This window comes from Nocardia colli (assembly GCF_008704205.1).
GTDB lineage: Bacteria > Actinomycetota > Actinomycetes > Mycobacteriales > Mycobacteriaceae > Nocardia > Nocardia colli.
In genome coordinates this window covers 184,557-200,082 of the sequence record NZ_VXLC01000008.1, presented here as the reverse complement: position 1 = coordinate 200,082, position 15,526 = coordinate 184,557, and the positions used below count along the sequence as shown (strand labels likewise).

Annotated in this window: 16 protein-coding genes; 5 read left to right on the top strand and 11 right to left on the bottom strand. The window is 67.9% G+C overall.

Features of this window, described 5'->3' with window-relative positions:
- Positions 1 to 15 precede the first annotated feature (15 nt).
- Complete coding sequence (locus tag F3087_RS19855) at positions 16 to 1,095, bottom strand: fatty acid desaturase family protein (RefSeq protein ID WP_150403492.1); 1,080 nt, start codon at positions 1,093 to 1,095, stop codon at positions 16 to 18.
- A 372-nt stretch (positions 1,096 to 1,467) separates the two neighbouring features.
- Here F3087_RS19855 and F3087_RS19850 point away from each other — a divergent pair, with 372 nt between their 5' ends.
- Positions 1,468 to 1,785, top strand: coding sequence for a hypothetical protein (locus tag F3087_RS19850; protein ID WP_150403491.1), 318 nt, complete (start codon positions 1,468 to 1,470; stop codon positions 1,783 to 1,785).
- Between the two features lie 122 nt (positions 1,786 to 1,907).
- Here F3087_RS19850 and F3087_RS19845 read toward each other — a convergent pair whose 3' ends face one another.
- Positions 1,908 to 3,731, bottom strand: a complete 1,824-nt coding sequence (locus tag F3087_RS19845) for a CocE/NonD family hydrolase (RefSeq protein WP_150403490.1) — start codon at positions 3,729 to 3,731, stop codon at positions 1,908 to 1,910.
- Positions 3,732 to 3,930: 199 nt separating this feature from the next.
- On the opposite strand from F3087_RS19845, the gene F3087_RS19840 reads away from it, so the two are divergent.
- A complete protein-coding gene (locus F3087_RS19840) occupies positions 3,931 to 4,443 on the top strand; it encodes a DinB family protein (protein ID WP_150403489.1) in 513 nt (170 codons plus the stop codon).
- A gap of 3 nt (positions 4,444 to 4,446) precedes the next feature.
- On the opposite strand, the gene F3087_RS19835 is transcribed toward F3087_RS19840, so the two are convergent.
- The gene (locus tag F3087_RS19835; protein WP_150403488.1) at positions 4,447 to 4,887 is read right to left on the bottom strand and encodes a hypothetical protein; all 441 of its coding nucleotides are present in this window, start codon (positions 4,885 to 4,887) and stop codon (positions 4,447 to 4,449) included.
- A 153-nt stretch (positions 4,888 to 5,040) separates the two neighbouring features.
- Here F3087_RS19835 and F3087_RS19830 point away from each other — a divergent pair, with 153 nt between their 5' ends.
- Complete coding sequence (locus F3087_RS19830; protein WP_223885212.1) at positions 5,041 to 5,625, top strand: TetR/AcrR family transcriptional regulator; 585 nt, start codon at positions 5,041 to 5,043, stop codon at positions 5,623 to 5,625.
- A gap of 10 nt (positions 5,626 to 5,635) precedes the next feature.
- Here F3087_RS19830 and F3087_RS19825 read toward each other — a convergent pair whose 3' ends face one another.
- The 3 genes from F3087_RS19825 to F3087_RS47590 all read right to left on the bottom strand — a co-directional run bounded on the left by F3087_RS19825 (position 5,636) and on the right by F3087_RS47590 (position 7,516).
- Positions 5,636 to 6,370, bottom strand: coding sequence for a MerR family transcriptional regulator (locus F3087_RS19825; protein ID WP_150403486.1), 735 nt, complete (start codon positions 6,368 to 6,370; stop codon positions 5,636 to 5,638).
- A 32-nt stretch (positions 6,371 to 6,402) separates the two neighbouring features.
- A complete protein-coding gene (locus F3087_RS19820) occupies positions 6,403 to 7,305 on the bottom strand; it encodes an alpha/beta fold hydrolase (RefSeq protein ID WP_150403485.1) in 903 nt (300 codons plus the stop codon).
- Positions 7,306 to 7,384: 79 nt separating this feature from the next.
- A complete protein-coding gene (locus F3087_RS47590) occupies positions 7,385 to 7,516 on the bottom strand; it encodes a hypothetical protein (RefSeq protein ID WP_449583780.1) in 132 nt (43 codons plus the stop codon).
- Between the two features lie 287 nt (positions 7,517 to 7,803).
- Between F3087_RS47590 and F3087_RS19810 the strand changes: the two genes are divergently transcribed.
- On the top strand, positions 7,804 to 10,941 hold the full coding sequence (locus F3087_RS19810; RefSeq protein ID WP_150403484.1) for a BTAD domain-containing putative transcriptional regulator: 3,138 nt from the start codon (positions 7,804 to 7,806) through the stop codon (positions 10,939 to 10,941).
- Here the strand turns inward: F3087_RS19810 and F3087_RS19805 are convergent.
- Genes F3087_RS19805 through F3087_RS19790 form a run of 4 tightly spaced genes read right to left on the bottom strand, consistent with a single transcriptional unit; the run spans position 10,925 to position 14,411 of the window.
- Positions 10,925 to 11,695, bottom strand: coding sequence for an ABC transporter permease (locus F3087_RS19805; protein ID WP_150403483.1), 771 nt, complete (start codon positions 11,693 to 11,695; stop codon positions 10,925 to 10,927). The two genes, F3087_RS19810 and F3087_RS19805, sit on opposite strands and share 17 nt — an antisense overlap.
- Positions 11,692 to 12,636 carry an ATP-binding cassette domain-containing protein gene (locus F3087_RS19800; RefSeq protein WP_150403482.1) on the bottom strand — a complete coding sequence of 315 codons (945 nt, stop codon included), beginning with the start codon at positions 12,634 to 12,636 and terminating at the stop codon, positions 11,692 to 11,694. The genes F3087_RS19805 and F3087_RS19800 overlap by 4 nt, the downstream gene beginning before the upstream one ends.
- Complete coding sequence (locus F3087_RS19795) at positions 12,633 to 13,730, bottom strand: serine hydrolase domain-containing protein (protein WP_150403481.1); 1,098 nt, start codon at positions 13,728 to 13,730, stop codon at positions 12,633 to 12,635. The genes F3087_RS19800 and F3087_RS19795 overlap by 4 nt, the downstream gene beginning before the upstream one ends.
- A 42-nt stretch (positions 13,731 to 13,772) precedes the next feature.
- A complete protein-coding gene (locus F3087_RS19790; protein WP_150403480.1) occupies positions 13,773 to 14,411 on the bottom strand; it encodes a DUF4097 family beta strand repeat-containing protein in 639 nt (212 codons plus the stop codon).
- A gap of 141 nt (positions 14,412 to 14,552) precedes the next feature.
- Between F3087_RS19790 and F3087_RS19785 the strand changes: the two genes are divergently transcribed.
- The gene (locus tag F3087_RS19785) at positions 14,553 to 15,116 is read left to right on the top strand and encodes an alpha/beta fold hydrolase (protein WP_223885236.1); all 564 of its coding nucleotides are present in this window, start codon (positions 14,553 to 14,555) and stop codon (positions 15,114 to 15,116) included.
- Here F3087_RS19785 and F3087_RS19780 read toward each other — a convergent pair.
- Positions 15,094 to 15,492 (bottom strand): PPOX class F420-dependent oxidoreductase, encoded by a 399-nt coding sequence (locus tag F3087_RS19780; RefSeq protein WP_150403479.1) that lies wholly within the window; start codon positions 15,490 to 15,492, stop codon positions 15,094 to 15,096. The genes F3087_RS19785 and F3087_RS19780 overlap by 23 nt on opposite strands.
- Between the last annotated feature and the right edge of the window lie 34 nt (positions 15,493 to 15,526).

Sequence of the window (15,526 nt, the reverse complement as noted above, 5' to 3'; positions counted from 1 at the left end):
GCCGATCGGCGTGAGTTACCTGGGAGTCGTTGCGGGGGTAGAGGATTCGTCGGTGCGCAGGGGTGCGCCGACGTGATGCAGGTGCTTCAGCGCCTCGGCGTAGGACGCGATCAGCCCGGTCTCGTGGTACGGCACACCGATTTCGGCGCAGTAGTCACGGACGATCACCTGGGCGCGCCGCAGATTCGGCGTCGGCATGCTCGGGAACAGGTGGTGTTCGATCTGATAGTTCAGCCCGCCGAGGGCGAAGTCGGTCAACGCGCCGCCGCGCACGTTGCGCGAGGTCAGCACCTGCCTGCGCAGGTAGTCGGGGCGATCGTCGCCGGTCAGGGTCGGCATGCCCTTGTGGTTCGGGGCGAAGATGCAGCCCATGTACAGGCCGAACAGCGCCTGGTGCACGGCGAGGAACGCGATGGCCTTGTCGGCGGGCAGGACCGCGAACAGCACCGCCAGATAACCGGCGAAGTGGGCGAAGAGCAGCGAGCCCTCCAGCACGCGGCGCTTGACCGACCGATTGCGGAGCGCACGGACGCCGGCCACATGGAGATTGATGCCCTCCAGCAGCAGCAGGGGAAAGAACAGGAACGCCTGCGCGCGCCCGATGAATCGGGCCAGTCCGCGGCTGGCCCGCGCCTGCCGTTGCGACCAGACCAGAATGTCGGGCGCGACATCGGGGTCGAGTTCCTCGTGGTTCGGATTGGCGTGATGGCGCGTGTGTTTGTCCTGCCACCAGCCGTAGGCCAGGCCGATGCCTGCGTTGCCGACGATTCGGCCCACGATCTCGGTCGTCCCGCGCAACCGGAAGACCTGGCGGTGCGCGACATCGTGCATGACGAGTGCGACCTGAGCGAATATCACCGCCATGAACGCCGCGATCAGCAGCGTCCACCACGAGTCGCCGACCAGGACGAACGCCGCCCAGCCACCGATGAACGCGAGCCCGACCAGGCTGAGCCGGACGGCGTAGTAGATCGGACGTCGATCCATCAGTCCCGCGGCGGAGATCCGGCGCAAGAGGCGGGCGTAATCACCGTCGCCGCCGCTGCGCCGCGCTGATCGTGGAGCTGACTCTGGGACCAAAGCCGAAGTCGTCATTGCTGTCCTTCCGTCAGTCCTCGGGCCGGGCACTGACAGACCGAAGCTATCGGCTGATTTCTCGTCGCGGGTAATCCCTTGGTATGACGCGGAATAGGACTCCAGTGTGATACCGGGAGTCCGCTCGAATCATCGGATGATCCGGGACGAATCATGATCGCTGAAGGCCAGACAATTGGGGCCTTGCTCAATCCCGTTGATGGGCAACATGATTGATCTGTCATCGGAGGGGGTCGACGGCGTAACCCCAGGCTTGACCCCGCCCGTTCGAATCGCGCAGCAGCCCAACAAGATCGGCCCCGGCAATACCCACGCCGGGGAACGCCCGCATTTCACGAGATATGCGGGTATCGCTCGACGAAAGGCATCGCAATGAAACACCTCGGCGCCGCATTGGCCACGGCCGGACTGGTTCTCGTCTCGGTCCTCGGCACAGCGGGTACCGCGCACGCCGCCACCGGCGACTTCATCTACACCACCCCCGATGGTCAGCGGCACACCCTGCACGACCCCGAGAACGGCAAATGCCTCCGCATCCTGGGCGTGGCCTACACCGAAAACGCCACAGATCAGGCCGCGGAAACCTTCCGCAACTCCACCTGCACCGAACCGTTCGGCGAACTCTTCCCACCCGGAACCCGCGAAGAGAACTCGAACTTCCAATCCGTGCGCTTCGGCCGCCCGATCTGATCCGTCCTAGCGCGCACACCAGGGCCCGTCACGCAGGCGGGCCGTCTGGTTGCATCGCTTCGACGAGCAGATCGTGGGTCTCCTGGTCCCCAACTCGTCGGCGACCGGTCGGGACGGGCGAGCTACGCACCGGCGGCTCGGATCGGCACCGCGATCCACGACGGGTGCTGTGGATCGTGGTGGATTCGCAGAGCGGCCGGTTGCGGGTTGCCGAATACGTGCGGGAAGTCGGCGGTCTGGACGGCGACGCGCAGTCGGTGGCCGGGCTCGATCACCGCGCCGGTGGGGAACACCTCGACATCCGCCTCGACCGGTTGATCAATGGGCATGGGCCGCTGGGATTCCCGGGTGAACGGATGCCACGGTTGCACGATCATGCCGTCCTGCACCATCGACCTCGCCTGGTCGAGTTCGCGTAGCGACAATCGCTGCAAGCCGGAGCTGAGCTGGGTGACTTTCCCGTCGGGGGCAACGTCTTCCACCCGGACGGCGACGATGCCGTCCGGCGCCTGGGCGGCAATGACCAAGTGCGCGTTGATCGCCCCGGCGAGGTGGATCGGCGTCTGCGCCGCGGGCAGGTCGTAGGTGAGTCCGCTCAGGTCGTTCACCTGTTGATCGCGGCTGCATTCCGCGCCGACCATCTGGCTCATTCCGGACGTGGCCTGGGCCGTGGACGCCGAGCAGAATCCGGCCAGCGGCTGAGCGGGCACGCTGTCGGGTCCGCCGTCCCCGTCCTCGGCGGTGAGGATGCCGGGGCTGCCGACCTGGGCATTGCTCGCCAGCGAAAACTTGCGGTAGCCGACGTCGGCAGGCGGCCACTGGGCGGTGGTCCGATACTCGCCCGAGCCTAATTCGATGTAGGTGACCGGCGCGACGTCGTCGTCGAGCGCCGGGTCCGGCACATCGCGGACGTAGTGGTCGAGCCAGCGCAGGGCCAGCTCCGGCTGGTTCGGTCCGGACAGCGGTTCGGGGTGCAGCGGCGATTTGACGCCGGTGGCCGCGGTCGCGGCGGCGCCGTGCAGCCAATCACCGATGATCATCTTGACCGGAACCCGGTTCGCCGACAGCCGTTGATACAGCAGCGGGCCGCCCCGCTGGAACAGGTCGTAGTGCGAGGTCGTCATCAGCGTCGGCACGGTGATCCGGTCGGCCACGTCGCTCGCGGATCGTTCCCGATACCAGGGACCGTCGAAGGCGAACTCGCCATCGCCCTGCTGTCCGGGCAGCACCTGGAATCCGATGTTGTTCCGCATCCGGTCGAGCGCCTTTCCGACCGGATCGCCCAGCGCCGACGGCGATACCGGCGGTAGCGAACCGCCACCGGTGATGATGCCGATCAGTCCCGACTCCATCACGGTGGAGTTGGCGCCGCCGTTCATGAACAGGTCCCGGTAAGCGTCCACCATCGCCACCGCCGGAACGATGGCCCGCAGTGCGGCAGGCTGCTGGGCGGCGGTGGTGAGCGCGGCCAACCCGCCGTACGACGCTCCGGTCAGGCCGATGCGTCCGTCGCTCCACGCACGTTCCGGCGCGGCCGCCCAGTCCACCAGTTCCTTGCCGTCCAGCTGATCGCGGGCACTGTTGAGACCCCACTCGCCGTCCGAACTCCCGGTGCCCCGGATGTCGGCGACCACCTGCACATACCCGCGCTCTACCAGGTAGTCGAAGGCAAAAGCCAACGGCGGCAGATTCTTCTGGTACGGCGTCTGCGTGACGATCACCGGGAACCGTCCCGGCGCCGCTTGCCCGTTCTCGGCGGGCCTGCGGATATCGGCCCGCAGCACCACGCCGTCGCTCATCCGGACCTCGGCGTCCTTCTCCACCACGATCCCGTACGTCGCTGGGCGCGGACTCCATGCCGCGTGCTCGGGCGCGGCGCTCGCCGGCACCGCCACCGCGGCCAGCATCGCCAGCACTATCGCCGAATTCCGCGCGCCTCGAAGCATGGTGCTACCTCCGACTCAGGCGGTCGGGCCGCCGACGGGTCTGGTGCAGGTCCTGCGCAAACTACGCAAGGGTGCCACGCTGCCCGACCCGCGACGGATCGGTCTCGGCCGACGCGGCGTGTCCGGTCGGCCTGGGCGGACGTCGTCGGTGCGCTGCGCTCACCCGGCGTGACCCGCGTGGTCCGGGCATGATGATCCGATGGAGTCCGGTCAGCGCAGTGAACCACCGCAAGTGGCAGGGGAGTACGAGACGCTCGTCGGGTTTCTCGAGTTTCAGCGGGATACGTTGGACTGGAAGTGCTCGGGGCTGAGCGTTGAGCAGCTTCGGCGGCGGGCGGTGCCGCCGTCGGCGCTTTCGCTGCTCGGTTTGATCCGCCATCTGACCGATGTCGAACGCACGTGGTTCGCCCGGGTCTTCGAAGGCGACCAGGCGCCCCCGCTGTACTGGGGTGCGAATTCCGTCGACGACACCGACTTCGTTGTCGAGCACGCCGACGTCGACGAGTCGATCCGGTTGTGGCGCAAAGAATGTGCCCGCTCCCGCGACATCGTGGCCGGTTGCCGCGAGCTGGACAAGGTCGGTGTCCGGTACCCGACCGGCGAGTCCTACACCCTCCGCTGGATCCTCACCCACATGATCGAGGAATACGCCCGCCACAACGGACACGCAGATCTGCTCCGCGAGATCATCGACGGCCAAACCGGCGAGTAGTGGTTACGCCGGGTGCAGAATCGGCTCGATCCGGTTCAGTTCGGTGATGAGATCGGTAGCACCGGAACGAATTCGCGGGTCCGGGTCGCGGGTCAGCGTCGTGCAGATGCGGACCGCGGCGTCGCGTTCAGCGGCGAATACCCCGTAGACGTCCTGCAAGGCCGTGCCGATCCACTCGGACTGAGTCGCATCCGCTACGGCGAATGCGGCGGCGACAATCGAAAGCCCGGCCGCGTCCTTCCGGCGAAGCAGGGCCTCAGCCGTCACGGCTGTGACGAAGGTGTCGTCCTCATCTAGAACGAGAGATGCCAATATCGCTCGCGCATCGGTCATTTCGGCGAACGCGGCCAGCCCATGGCCGGCGTCGGCGCGATCCCGGACGTCGGTGCTGCGAGCCAACTCGGTCAGTGCGACGACCGCGGCCCGTCTCGCGTCGTTGCTCACACCGTCTCCGCAGCGCGCAACGCCGGTGGATTTCCCCGCATCGTCGGAAGATAGCAGCCGATCGGATTCCGCCCCCGGAAGCGACCGGATATGCTGGTGAAATGGAGCGTTGCTCCGAATGTGGGGAACCGCAGGCCGAGGAAGGAGTGCCGCGTGAGTGCAGATGCCGAGTCGACGATCGTGAGTCCGGGTAAGCGCGCGGACGCTCGACGCAACGAGAAGGCGCTGCTCGATGCCGCGGCCTCGGTGTTCGTCACCGATGGCGTGAATGCCCCGGTGCGCCGGATCGCTGCCGAGGCGGGGGTCGGTATGGGCACGATCTACCGGCACTTTCCTACGCGGGTGGACCTCATTGCGGGCGTCTACCGGCATCAGATCGACGCGTGCGCCGAGGCCGGACCCACTCTGCTCGCGGCGGCATCGTCACCGTTCGACGCGCTGCGCCGATGGGTGGATCTGTTCGTGGATTTCCTGGCCACCAAACACGGGCTGGCCGCGGCGATTCGTACTGATCCCGACAGTTTCGCCGGACTGCACGCGTTGTTCCTCGATCGCCTGGTCCCGGTTTTCGACGACCTCCTCTCCGCCGCCCGGGACGCGGGCGAGGTCACCGCCGACATCACCGCCTACCAGCTGATGCGCGGAATCGGCGACATCTGTGCGGGCGCGGAGATGACCGATCCGAACTACGACGCGCGCATCACGATTCGGCTGCTGCTCGACGGCTGCCGTCGATAGTTCCGCGGCGTCATCCCTGATCGGCGTTCTGCCGCTGCTTCGCGCGATGCGTCAGCGCATCGACGATCCGCTGCCACGCCGGCGACGCATCGGAGATCCGGGACACGACCAGCTTCCGCAGCCCGGGCTGCCCGGCCTCGCGTTCGTGGGCGATCTCCCAGGCGTCCAGGTCATCGATGAGCTGATTCAGGCGCGGATCATTCGGATCCCAGTCGACCGCCTGATCGCAGGCGACAAACAGACGGGTCGTCTCGGGATCGTCCAGATCCGCGTTCTTCTCCCGGATCCGCTGCGGCAGCGCCCGCGGATCCAACGCCTGCATCAGGATCCACGAATCCCGTTCGAGCAGCACCCGCTGTTCGCTGATCCCGAGCCCGCGCATCCGATCCAGAATGGCGACCACCTCGGCGGGCAGCACCAACTTCTCCCCGCTGTCCAATTCGCCGATCCGGCGCCGGTATTCGATCAACTGATCGATCTTGATCTGCAATTCGGCGTCGATATCGACGATGGCCGAGGCGAATTCGGCCGGCTGCGCGTGCAGCAGCGCATCGATTCGGGCCAGCGGCACACCGGCATCGGCCAGGGTCCGGATCCGGATGAGATCCACCGCCATCTGCGCGCTGTAGCGGCGGTACCCGGAGGCGTCACGCTCGGGCTCGGGCAGCAGACCGACGTGGTGGTAGTGCCGGACGGTGCGCACGGTCACCCCGGCGGTCGCCGCCAGTTGACTGATCGTGAGCACCGTCCTCCTCGGGTCTGCGTAGAACATCGAGTCTAGGGCCGCGACGCCCGGTCCACGACGTCGCGGATCGCCTGGACCACCGCGTCGGGCCGGTCGAAGCAGAGCCGGTGGTGCAGGGTGTCGGAGATGAGGCGTTGTTCGCCGTGCGAGACCGTGCGCACCAGCGCCGCGTCCATTCGGATCTTGGCGTCGTTCATCTCTCGCGTCGCCGGCTCCGGCTGAGTCGGGTCGGCGCCGACTACGGAAAGCGCGATCACCGGGACGTCGGGAAGCCCAGGCCCGGAACGTAATTCGGTGGCCAGGTCGGCCAGCGTGCGGCGTTCGGCGAGACCCGCGCGCATCCATTCGGCGCTCACCCGCGCATCGATCAGCGGTTGCCGGATGTGCTCCGGATAGCCTGCGTACAACTCGGCGTGCGTCTCGCGCAGCGCCGGGCGCATCTGTTCGAGCTGCGCCAGATCGGGTCCCATCCGCTCGATCTCGGCCAGACTCGAACCGGCCGGCATGAAGTCGTCCCAGTCGCGATGGAGGCCGTCCAGCCAGACCAGCCCCGCCACGTCCTGCGGATACAGCTGCGCGAACCGGTATGCATAGAGACCGCCGAGCGAGTGCGCCGCGAGAACCCAAGGGCCAGGGATGTTTTGAGCCTGCAACAGCTCGCGCAGTTCACTGGCGACCGCGGTCGCGGTGCGCGGCAGGGGGAGTGGATCGCTGTAACCGGTGCCGCCACGGTCATACAGAACCGCGGTGGTGAACTGCGAAACCTGTTGCTGGACACCGAAATAGTCCAGTCCGACCGCGCTCGCACCGGTCAGGAACACGACAGCGGGCCTGCCGCTGCCCGACCGATGCGCGAAGAGACGGCGGCCGTCGATCTCGTGAAATCCGCCGATCGGCGGAGCGAGCCGAGTCGAGGAGGTGCTGTTGTTCGTCATCCGACGATGCTCCAACCTTGACGCAGGGTCAAGGTCAAACCCGGGCCGGGAACCCGCCCCGATCCCCGGCCCGCGATTGTCACTGCGCGGTTTCCGTCCAGCGGACCGGCAGCTCGTGCACCCCATAGATATTCATGTCGGTCTCGAGCTCGACCTCCCCGGCGGGGACGGCGAGCTCGTCCTGCCGCGAACTGAACCGGGTGTCGGCCATCAGCTGACGGACCTCGGCATAGCCGGTGACCAGCTACCCCTCGTGACCATCGGGAAAGATCAACGGACTGACCGGCCGGACCGCGCGCAGTGCGGTGATCTCGCGGGGCGGGTCGAACGGCCCCGCGTTGCGTTCCATCGGCAGCCGTGCGGGACAGGAATGTCTTGACTCATGGGAATACTGTCGCCAGCCCGGCTGATATCGACCTGACACGGTGGGCTGCGGGTTCAGCAGTGGTTATCCAGGGTGGACCGAGGATCGTCGACCATGCACGGCAGAATGGTCCGGTGCAGATCGGAATACTTGGACCGCTCGAGATCCGGCTAGCGGACGGCGGATCGGTAGAGGTACCAGGTGCGCGGCTGCGGGCGCTGTTGATCGCCCTCGCGCTCGAACCCGGTCGCGCGGTCCCGAAAACGACCCTGGTCGACTGGATTTGGGGTGAGCAGCCGCCGTCGGAGGTGGCGAATTCGTTGCAGGCCCTGGTGTCTCGGCTGCGCCGGGCGCTGCCCGACGGTTCGCTCGACGTGCAGGCCGGCGGCTATCGCCTGACCGTGTCGCCCGACGCCGTCGACGCGGTGCGCTTCGAGCGGCTGCTCGACCAGGCCCGCGGTGGTGGCGACGCGCATCGCGCCGAACTGCTGCGCGAGGCCGTCGAGCTGTGGCGCGGCGCGCCGATGCAGGACGTCGACGTGCGCGACAACACCGCGGTCGACACGGTGGTCGCCCGATTCGAGGGCCTGCATCTGGCCGCACTGGAAGATCTCTACGAAGCCGAGATCCGGCTCGGCCGCGACGCCGACCTGGTCACCGAGCTGACCGAGCTGGTGGCCCGGCATCCGGCCCGGGAACGGCTCGTCGCCGCGCTGATGCGCGCGCTCGGCGCGGCAGGCCGGGGCGCGGAGGCGCTGACCGTGTACCAGCGCGCCCGCGAGGAACTCGCCGACACGCTGGGCGTCGACCCCTCACCCGAGCTGTCCGCCCTGCACGTCGCACTGTTGCGCGGCGAAGTGGGCGCGAAGGAGACAGACCGCAAGACGAACCTGCGCGCCGAGCTGACCGAATTCATCGGCAAATTCACCGACGTCGCCGCCGTCCGCGAACTCATCGCCGACCACCGCCTCACCACGCTGACCGGGCCCGGCGGCTCCGGAAAAACCCGGCTGGCCGTGGAAACCGCGCGAACCATGCTGGACGACCTGCCCGACGGCGCCTGGCTGGTGGAACTGGCGTCCCTCGGCGCGAGCGGCGACGTGGCCCAGTCCACGCTCGCCGCGCTCGGTCTGCGCGACGCGCTGCTCGGCAACGCGACGAGCGCGGAACCGATGGACCGGCTCGTCGCCGCCATCCGCGAGCGCGAAACCCTGTTGATCCTGGACAACTGCGAGCACGTCATCGACGCCGCGGCGGCCTTCGCGCACCGGCTGCTCGGCGAATGCCAGCGGCTCCGAATCCTGGCCACGAGCCGAGAACCCCTCGGCATCACCGGCGAAGCGTTATGGCAGGTCGAACCGCTGGCCCTGCCTACCGAAGACGCGAACCCGGACGAGATCGAGTCCTCCCCGGCGGTGCAGTTGTTGCGCGACCGAGCGGGCGCGGTGCGCAAAGACCTCGCGACCGATGCCCACGCACTGGCCACCATGGCCCGCGTCTGCCGGGCCCTCGACGGCATCCCGCTGGCGATCGAACTGGCCGCGGCCCGGCTGCGCACCATGTCCCTCGATCAGCTCGCCGACCGCCTCGACGACCGGTTCCGGCTGCTGACCGGCGGCAGCCGGACCGCGCTGCCGCAGCATCGGACGCTGCGCGCGGTGGTCGACTGGAGCTGGGAGCTGCTCACCGACGCCGAACGGGCGGTGCTGCGCAGGCTCGCGGTGTTCGCCGGCGGCGCGAGTCTCGAAGCGGCCGAACAGGTGTGCGTCGGCGCCGAGGTGGAGCAGTGGGAGGTGCTGGAGCTGCTGACCGCGCTGACCGAGAAATCGCTGCTGCGCAGCAGCGGGGACAGCGAGCCGCGCTACCGGATGCTCGACACGATCAAGCAGTACGCCACGGACCGGCTGGCCGAGGCGGGGGAGTCGGATGCCACGCGCCGGGCGCATCTCGCCTACTTCACCGGACTCGCCGCGACCGCCGAACCGCACCTGCGCCGGGCCGAGCAGCTGGAGTGGCTGGCCGTGCTCGAGGCCGAGCACGACAACATCGCGGTCGCCATGCGCGGCGCGCTCGCGGCCGGCGAGGCGATCGGCGCGATGCGGCTCGCCGTGCAGGCGGGCTGGTACTGGTGGCTAGGCGGGCACAAAGCCGAGGGCATGGAGCTGCTCACCGCGGCCGCGGAGATGTCCGGCGAGGTGGACGACGCGACCCGGGCCATGGTCTACGGGCTGGTCGCGCATTTCGCCAGCACCGGGCGCAACGACGAGTACGACGTAGCGGAGTGGATCCGCCGGGCCCACCGGTTCAACCAGCTCAGCCAGACCGCGCACCCGCTGCTGGCGTTCATCGACGCGCTGGAACGCATGTTGCAGGGCCCGGAGGCGTTGCTGACCGCGTTCGAACCGCTGCTCACCGCCGAGGATCCCTGGGTGCGGGCGCTGGCCCGGCTGCAAATGGGCAAGATGCGGATCGTGCTCGGGCAGGACGGCCCGGAGGCGGACGCGTATCTCGAGGCGGCGCTGGCCGAGTTCCGGGCCATCGGCGAGCGCTGGGGGATGTCGTTCGCGCTGACCGAGCTGGCCAATCGGATCGCCATGCGCGGCGAATTCGCCGGTGCCTGTGAGCTTTACGCGCAGGCGATCGCGGTGGTCACCGAGGTCGGCGCGATCGAGAACATCGTCGAGATGCGGGCGCGGCAGGCGCAGTTGTATTGGCTCGCCGGAGATTCGGCCGCGAGCACGGCCGCGATGGACGAGGCGCAGCGATATGCGGACCGGGCGGCTTGGCCGAACGCACTCGCCGAGCTGGCCTTGACGAAGGCAGAGCTGGCCCGCTGGAGCGGCGACCTCGACCAGGCGCACCACCAAATCGAGGTCGCGACAACACTGTTGGGCAAAGACGCGGAACAGCCGACGGTCGGCGCGATGATCCACGGCATGCGCGGCTACCTCGCCGACTCGGTCGACGAAGCCCGCGCCGAGAATGCGGCGGCGTTCCAGGCGGCCTCGGCGGCGGGGCACGCACCCCTCGTCGCCCAGGTGCTGGTCGGAATCGCGGACCTGGCCCTGCGGCTGGATCGGAACGAGCAAGCTGTGCGGTTACTCGCGGCGAGCGCCGGCGTGCGCGGACTGCCGGATCGGTCCCATCCGGACGTGGCCAGGATCGAGCAGAGCGCACGAGATCGCCTCGGCGAAGCGAGCTTCACCGAGGCGATGAACGAAGGGGCGCAAGCGGATTGGCGTGAGCTGGTCGCGACTACGCTCGCTTCGTGAACGTGTGCCGCGACCACAGGTATCCGATCAGGGCGAACGCGGCGCACCAGCCGAGCGCGGCGGCGGTGTAGCCGCCGGACGGGTGGCCGGTGAGGAACCCGCGCAGTGACTCGATGATCGGCGTGAACGGCTGATACTGCGCGAACTGCCGCACACCCTGCCCCATCTTGTCGGCCGGCACGATCGCGCTGCTCAGGAAGGGCAGCATGATCAGCGGCACCACGGTGAGGCCCGCGGCCTCCGGGGTCTTCGCCGAGATCCCCAGCGCGACGGTGAGCCACGACGCCGCGAACGAGGTCGCCGCCATGATGCCGATCGCGCCGAGCCAGTCGAGTGCGGTTGCGGGCGAACGGAACCCGAGCGCGAGGGCCACGCCGAGCACGGCCGCGATGGCGACCGCGTTGGTCAGGATGGTCGCCGCGACGTGCCCGGTCAGGACGGCCCCGCGGGAGACATCCATGACCTTGAACCGATTGATGATGCCCTTCGACATGTCCGAACTCACCGCCACCGCGGTGCCCGACAACCCGTAACTGATGGCCAGCAGGATCATTCCGGGCGTCGCGTAGTCGATGTAGTTTCCGCCGACGTCGAAGGCGCTGCCGAACACGTACACGAAGATCAGCATCATCACCACCGGCATCAGTGCCGCGTTGAATACCGTGACCGGCGTTCTGGCGATGTGTTTGAAGTTGCGGCGCAACATGATCGATGAATCGGCCAGCGGGGTGACCGACAGGGAAATGGTGCTCATTGTGCGTTAGCCTCCGCTGCTGCGTGACCGGTCAGGGACAGGAAAACATCGTCGAGGTCGGGAGTGTGCACCGAGACCTGCTCGGCCTCGATCGAATGGGCGGCGAGCCGATCCAGCAGGTGGTGCAGCGATTTCGACCCGCCGTCGCCCGGCACGCGCAAGGCCAGCGCCTCGTCGTCGCGGGTGGCGTCGGGCAGGATCTGTTGCGCCGCATCGAGTTCCGTGACGTCGGTGAAGCGGAGCTGGACGTGGCTGCCCGGCACCCGGCGCTTGAGTTCGTCGGCGGTGCCCTCGGCCACGATGCGACCTTGGTCGAGCACCGCGATGCGGTCGGCGAGTTGGTCGGCCTCCTCCAGGTACTGGGTGGTGAGGAAGATCGTCACGCCGCCTGCGGTCAAGCCCCGCACGATGTCCCACATGGTGCGCCGGCTGCGCGGATCGAGGCCGGTGGTCGGCTCGTCCAGGAACACGATGTCCGGCTTGGTCACCAGCGTCATCGCCAGATCCAGCTTGCGGCGCATACCGCCGGAGTAGGTCGCCGCTCGCTTGCGCGCCGACTCCACCAGATCGAACCGTTCCAGGAGTTCGGCGATCACCCGCTTGCTCTCGGTGCCGCGCAGGCGGTGGATGTCCGCCATCAACTGGAGGTTCTCTTCGCCGGTCAGCAGATCATCCACCGCGGCGAACTGCCCGGTGACTCCGATCGATGCGCGCACCGCCTTCGTCTCGGTCGCGATATCGTGCCCCGCGACCCGTGCCGTGCCGCCGTCCGCCTTCAGCAGCGTGGTGAGCACATTCACCGTTGTCGTCTTGCCCGCACCGTTCGGACCGAGCAGCGAGAATATCGTTCCGACACCGATATTGAGGTCGATGCCATCGAGGACGGTCTTGCCCCCGAAGGATTTGCGCAGCCCGGTGGCCGCGATTGCCGAGTTGTTCACCGCGCACCGCCGAACACCGCGTCGACGAGCAGCTTCATCGCCGCCTGGAAGGCCGCCGACAGGGACAGGGTGGCGTCGTCCACGTAGTTGAAGGCGGCGGTCATGGTTTTCTTGCCGTCCGGTGTGCTGAACATCAGCGCCCCGTGGCCTGCGGCGCCGCCGTTGTGGGTGATGACGACGTCACCGTCAGTACCCACGGGTTGCACGAAAACGCCGAGCCCATAGCCGACTTTGGCTTCCGGCGTGAACATTTCGGTCCGCAGTGCGTCGGGCAGGAGTCGGCCGCCGGTCAGCGCGGCGATGAAGGTGTGCAGGTCCTGCGTCGTCGAGATCATGTCGCCGCCGCTGGAGATCCAGGACGGATTGTGTTCGGTGACGTCGATCGTCTTCTCCACGCCGCCGTCGTCGTAGCGGTAGTAGGCGTGGGCGTGCGGTTCGGCGATCTCGATCTGGGTGGTCGGGGTGACGGTGCCGGTCAGGCCGAGCGGCCCGAGGATCAGCCGCTGCATCTCCTCGGCGTAGGAACGCCCGGAGACCTTCTCGATCAGCAGCCGGAGCACCACGTAGTTGGTGTTGGCATAGCTCCAGTCCGTACCGGGCTCGAACTTGCTCGGCTTGGACAACGCCAGGCGCACAAGGTCTTCCGGCGGATAGGTGGTGAACCGGTTGTCCACCCACTCCTTGCCCGAGATGGTGGAGGGGATGCCGGGGGCCACCGTCCCGTCCGCGGCGTACTCGCCGGTGAAGTTGAAGATGCCGCTGGTGTGCTGCAACAACATGCGCACGGTGATGCGCGGGTCGAGCTCGAACTCGGGCAGGTAGTCGACCGCGGCGGTGTCCAACGCGATCTTGCCCTCGGCCACCAGTTGCAGCACCGCCGTCGCGGTGAATGTCTTTGTGTTGCTGCCGATTCGGACGTGCCCGTCGATCGGTGGCTTGGCGGTCTCGCCGAGGCGGCTCACACCGGCGCTGCCGGTCCACTCACCCTGCTCGTCGTCGACCCGCAGGGTCAGTCCGGTGAAACCGGATTCGACGATCTGCTCGATGAGCTGCTGGAGTTCCGGACGATCCTGGGTGGTGTTCTGGAGGTTCATGGTTTCGTTTCTCTCGGATTGCTGGGGCGAAGGCCGGATCGGTCAGGCGGCGTGCCGAATGATGATGTTGCCGTAAGAGTTTCGGGCGATGACCTGCACGGTTTCGGCGTTCTCCTGAGTGCCGCCGACCGGTCCCAGCACGTTCTGCACCGCGCCGTGCTTGGCGTTGGTTTCCAGCTGCACGCCGCTGCCCGCGCGGATACCGACCTCCAGCTCGCCCATGGAGGTCTCCAGCCGGAGCACGCCGCGGGCCGCCTCGCGGATCCGGATGTCGCCCTTGGCCACCTTCGCGGTCACCGAGTCGCTCGGGCGCTCGACGATGATGTCGCCGGCGGCGATCTCCAGGTCGGATCGGCCGAGTTCGCCGATGCCCGTCAACCGGCCCACGCCGGCGTTGGCCTTCAGCTGGGAGCCGAGGGGCACCTCGACGGTCACCGCGACCGACGGGTTGCCGCCGAACGGGGTGTAGGTGCGCCAGTCTTTCGGTGTCTGCACAGTCAAGGTGCCCGCGGCGAACGCGACCTGAGTGTGTTCGGCGGCGCGTACGTCACCCTTCTTCGCTGCGTCGGCCGGCCGGACCGTGACGACGGTGTCGGTCCGGTCGGTGGCGATCACGGTGACGTCGCCGCTGAGCACGTCGATGGTGACGGCGATCGGGTCCGGGGTCTGGAAGGTGGTCATGGCTGAACTCCTGTGTCTTTCGGTCGGTGTGTGTCGGTGGGTTGATCCAGCCGGTCACTGGAACTACCTTCGCCAGGTCGGCTGATACCGACCTGACGCCGACCTGACACGCCCGCTGACACGAAGTTCGGTATCCCATTGGTGGTTCTGCACGGCGGTCTGATGACCATCGACGTGGCGTTCGGGGCGATCCTGCCTGCGCTGGCGGCCGGGCGGCAGGTGATCGCGGTCGAGTTGCAGGGCCATGGCCACACTGCCGACATCGAGCGGGACCTCACGCTGGACAACCTCGCCGACGATATCGCCGGCCTGCTCGACGAACTCGGCCTCGAGCGGGTTGATCTGTTCGGGTTCAGCCTCGGCGGGCTGACCGCGTTGCGGGTGGCGATGCGCCATCCGGAGCGGGTCGGCCGGCTGGTGGCCGCCGCCACGCATTACCGGTCCGCGGGCTACCACCCGGAAATCCGTAGTCCGCAGCCCGGCGATTCCGCGGATCGGATGCCGACGCAAGAAGACTTCCAGCAGTGGCAGGACGCGTACGCCCGGGTCGCCCCGGAGCCGGGGCGCAGTTGGCCGTCCTGCCCGGCACCACCCACATGGGTGTGCTGCGGCGTACCGATCTGCTGCTGCCGCTGGTCGAAACGTTTCTGGCGCAGCAGGATTGACGGGCAGGCCGGACTGACTACTCGGCGGTGCGACTGGTGAAGTCGAAGGATCCGCCGTCGAGGCCCCAGGAGATGACCCGGTCGGGGTGGATGCGGATGACCGCGCGTTCCTGCGGCGGGAACGGCGGCTCCTCGTCGTCCAGCGCCTCGGCCGTGCCGCGCACCTCGATGCCGCGAATCACGTAGGGCTCCACGGAAACCTGTTGATCGATGACGAACGACACCCGGCTGCCCGCTTCGACGTTGCGGAACTTTCGACTGGCGCGCATCCGCATGCCGCCGATGTCGATCGTGCCGTCGGCGTTCACCCGATAGCTGGTCGGGTTGTTCTGCACCACGCCGTCGGGCGACACGGTGGCCAGCCGGCCGATCCCGGCCTCGGCGAGGAACTGCTGTTCGTTGACGGTGAAGGTCATGTCGGTCTCCTCGGTGAATTCGATATCAGGGGTA